The sequence below is a fragment of the Streptomyces sp. S3(2020) genome, assembly GCF_013044505.1.
Classification (GTDB): domain Bacteria; phylum Actinomycetota; class Actinomycetes; order Streptomycetales; family Streptomycetaceae; genus Streptomyces.
In genome coordinates, this window is record NZ_JABERD010000407.1 from 1 (window position 1) to 3,901 (window position 3,901).

The following is a 3,901-nucleotide window of genomic DNA, read 5'->3' on the forward strand; positions in this document are numbered from 1 at the left end:
AGATGTGTCTCAGGCACAGGTCTCGTGGTGTGTGTGGGGCCGGGTGGTTCATACGAGGGTCCGGCCGCCGTCGACGTACAGCACCTGCCCGGTGACGAACGCGGCCTCGGCGGAGGCGAGGAAGAGGACCGGGCCGGTGAGGTCCTCGGGGCGGCCCAGGCGTCCGGCCGGGACCAGGGCCTCCATGGAGTCGCGCATGCCGGGGGCGGCGAGGTAGTCGCGGGTGAGGTCGGTCTCGGTGTAGCCGGGGGCGACCGCGTTGACGGTGACGCCGTGCGGGGCCCATTCGCGGGCCATCACGCGCAGCAGCTGGTTGATCCCGCCCTTGGTGGCGGCGTACGGCGCGTGGTGCTTGTGGGCGAGCAGCCCGGAGACGGAGGAGAGGTACACGATCCGTCCGTAGCCGCTCGGCACCATGACGGCGCCGACGGCCCGGCCGAGATGGAAGGCGCTGGTGAGGTTGACCGCGATGAGCTTGTCCCACACCTCGTCGGGTGTCTCCAGCACCGGCCGTCGGTCGTTCGTCCCGATCGCGTGGACGAACACGTCGAGGCCGCCCAGGAGTCGACAGGCCTCGTCGACGGCCGCGCGGCAGGCGTCGGGGGAGGTGAGGTCCGCGAGGATGCCGTTGTCGGGGAGCTTGTCCTTGTCCACGTCGAGTACGACCACCGTGGCTCCCGCCGCGGCGAGTTCCCGGGCGACCGCTGCCCCGATGCCGCCGGCACCGGCGACCAGGGCACGTGTGCCCGTGAAGTCCCATGTAGTGCGCATGCTCCGGAACTTAGGCCACGCCCATGAATTGTGTCCACACTTCGCGCAGCTATTGACGATCAATCGTGCGCTGGGCAGGGTGAGTGTCGACAGTTAGGGAGGGATCCGATGAAGCTGGTGACATTCGACGACGGGTTGGTCGGCCGGATCGACGGGGACACCGTCGTGGAACTGGACGTGCCGTCGACCCGTGCGTTCTTCGAGCGTGAGCGCCAAGTGGGCGAGACCGGGCGGACGTTCGCGCTCGCCGACGTGAAGCTGCGCGCGCCGATCGCGCCCAGGAAGTTCTTCCACACGGCCGGCAACTTCCGTGAGCACCACGACGACCTGGTCCGGGTCGACTGGTCCCACCCGGTCAACAAGGGCATCGTCTTCTTCCAGAACGTCGACGCGGTCATCGGCCCCGACGAGCCGATCGTGTACCCGTCCCACCTCACCCGGGAACTCGACTACGAGCTCGAACTCGCCGTCGTCATCGGCAAACCCGGCCGCTTCTTCTCCGCCGACCAGGCCGCCGAGCACATCGCCGGCTACCTCGTCTTCAACGACATCACCGCCCGCGACATCCAGCGCCGGGAGATGGAGTCGGGGGTCTTCTCCTTCTCCAAGGCCATCGAGACCTTCTGCCCGATCGGCCCGTACATCGTCACCGCCGACGAGATCGAGGACCCGCACGACCTCGACATGGAACTCCGCGTCAACGGCGATGTCCGCCAGAAGTCCAACACCGCCCGGATGTCGGTGTCGATCCCCCAACTCGTCGCCTACCACTCGCCACAGACCTACAGCGCGGGCGACCTCATCACCACCGGGACGATCGCCGGGGTCGCCGCGAGCACCGACGACCCCTTCGCGAACTACCTCAAGCCCGGGGACGTCGTCGAGGCCGAGATCGAGGGCCTGGGCATCCTGCGCAACCCCGTCGTCTCCTGGTCCGAGGCGTACGGCACCGAAGAGCCGCCCGCCGAGCAGTGGGTCTGATCGCCGATGCGCATCGCACAACTCGACGACCGCACGGTGCTGCTGACCGACGAGGGCGCCATCGACGTCCCGGCCGAACTCGCCGCGGACCTCTTCGCCCGCTGGGACGACCTGCGCGAGTGGTCCGAGTCGGCCACCGGCGCACAGCCCTACGACCCGGCCGTGCTCCGGGCGCCCCTCCCCGCCCCCCGTCAGATCTTCGCCGTCGCCCTCAACTACCGCCCGCACACGCTGGAAGCGGGCTACGAGGAACCAGAGGCACCCCTCGTCTTCACCAAGTTCCCGACCTCCCTCACCGGCCCGTACACCACCGTCGACCTGCCGCCCGGCAATGTCGACTGGGAGCTCGAACTGGTCGCCGTCATCGGCCACGAAGCCCGCCGTGTCCCGACGGAGAAGGGCTGGGACCCCGTCGTGGCGCTCACCGTCGGCCAGGACCTGTCCGAGCGGATCGCGCAACTCGCGGGCCGCCCGGCCCAGTTCTCCCTCGCCAAGTCGCACCCCGGCTTCGGCCCGGTCGGCCCCGCACTGGTCAGCCTCGACGAGATCGAGGACCGGGACGACCTGGAACTGACCTGTGAGCTGAACGGCGAGGTCGTGCAGCACGACCGCACCGGCAACATGATCTTCCCGATCCCCCGACTGGTCGCGTATCTCAGCGAGTTCTGCACCCTGTTGCCGGGCGACCTCATCTTCACCGGCACCCCGGCGGGCGTCGGCAACCGGCGCACCCCGCAGCGGTTCCTCACCCCGGAGGACGAACTGGTCAGCCGGATCGGATCGGTGGGGGAGATGCGGCACCGCTTCCGGAAGGCGACCCCATGACCCGTACCGTCTTCACCGGCGTCCAGGTCTTCGACGGCACCGGACGCGACCCCTTCCCGGCCGAGGTCCTCGTCGAGGGCAACCGCATCACCGCCGTCAAGGACCGCGTCATGCGGGTCGGCGCCAGGGTGATCGACGGAGGCGGCGGCACCCTCCTCCCCGGGCTCGTCGACGCCCACGCCCACCTCGGCTTCGGCTCCACCGTCGAACACCGCTCCCGGCGCCGCGACGAACCCGACGAGGAGAAGGCGCTGCTCGTCGCCCACGCCGGACGGGTCCTCCTCGACCACGGCATCACCAGCGCCTACTCCGGCGGCAACCGTCTCCCGCGCACGGAGACCGCCGCCCGCAAGGCCTTCGCCGAGGGCTGGATGCCGGGACCGAGACTGAAGGCCGCCTCCTGGGAGGGCAGCGCGGGGATGGTCGAGCCCGGTGTGTACGACTTCCCGGGCATCGACGGACGCGCCAGTGACCCGGAGTCCGTCTCCCGTTTCGTCACGGACATGGCCGAACTCGGCGTCGACATCGTGAAGTTGTCCCTGTCCGGCGAGAGCGCCGTCGTGCACGGCACCTCGCGGATCGTGCAGTTCACCGACGAGGAGGTCGCCGCGGCCTCGCGGGCCGCGGACCACCACGGTGTCTGGCTCACCGCGCACGCCCACGCCGCCGAGTCGATCAAGATGGCCGTACGGCACGGCATCCGGGCGATCTACCACTGCACCTTCGCCGACGAGGAGACCCTCGACCTCCTCGAAGCCGCCCGCGACCGCCTCTTCGTCGCCCCGACCCCCGGCATCATCCACGCCAACCTCCACGAGACCGACAGCGAACCCGAGCCCGGCATGGAGGTCGAGGCCACCGCCGAGGCCGTCCGCGAGGTCGTGCCCGAGCTGGTGCGGCGCGGCGTGCGGGTCGTGCCCGGCGGCGACTACGGCTTCGCCTGGAACCCGGTCGGCCGCAACCTGCGCGACCTTGAACTGTTCGTCGACTGGTTCGGCTTCACCCCCGCCGAAGCCCTGCGCGCCGCCACCCTCCACGGCGGCCGGATCATGGGCATGGGCGACGAACTCGGCCTGGTCCGCGAGGGGTTCCTCGCCGACCTCGTCCTCGTCGACGGCGACCCGCTGGAGGACATCGCGATCCTCCAGGACCGCCGGCGACTGGCGGCGATCATGAAGGACGGCGTACTGCACAAGGCGCCGGCGTGACCCGGGTACGCACGACGGGCGGCCGGCTCGTGGGGGAGCGGCGGGACGGTGTGACCTCCTTCAAGGGCATCCCGTTCGCCGCACCACCCGTCGGCGACCTGCGCTGGCGCCCGCCC

General features: G+C 70.3%; 5 protein-coding genes. 4 read left to right on the forward strand and 1 reads right to left on the reverse strand.

All coding sequences use genetic code 11. The annotated features are described in order from the left end of the window. Positions 1 to 48: 48 nt before the first annotated feature. On the reverse strand, positions 49 to 771 hold the full coding sequence (locus HLK59_RS48675; protein ID WP_171148112.1) for an SDR family oxidoreductase: 723 nt from the start codon (positions 769 to 771) through the stop codon (positions 49 to 51). A 108-nt stretch (positions 772 to 879) separates the two neighbouring features. Here HLK59_RS48675 and HLK59_RS48680 point away from each other — a divergent pair, with 108 nt between their 5' ends. The 4 genes from HLK59_RS48680 to HLK59_RS52250 all read left to right on the forward strand — a co-directional run. Beyond that, the gene (locus tag HLK59_RS48680; protein WP_171148113.1) at positions 880 to 1,752 is read left to right on the forward strand and encodes a fumarylacetoacetate hydrolase family protein; all 873 of its coding nucleotides are present in this window, start codon (positions 880 to 882) and stop codon (positions 1,750 to 1,752) included. A gap of 6 nt (positions 1,753 to 1,758) precedes the next feature. Next, the gene (locus HLK59_RS48685) at positions 1,759 to 2,577 is read left to right on the forward strand and encodes a fumarylacetoacetate hydrolase family protein (protein WP_171148114.1); all 819 of its coding nucleotides are present in this window, start codon (positions 1,759 to 1,761) and stop codon (positions 2,575 to 2,577) included. Beyond that, a complete protein-coding gene (locus HLK59_RS48690) occupies positions 2,574 to 3,785 on the forward strand; it encodes an amidohydrolase family protein (RefSeq protein WP_171148115.1) in 1,212 nt (403 codons plus the stop codon). Before HLK59_RS48685 ends, HLK59_RS48690 begins: the two co-directional genes overlap by 4 nt. Further along, on the forward strand, positions 3,782 to 3,901 hold a 120-nt coding region (locus HLK59_RS52250; RefSeq protein WP_171148116.1), incomplete at its 3' end, for a carboxylesterase family protein. The genes HLK59_RS48690 and HLK59_RS52250, both read left to right, overlap by 4 nt.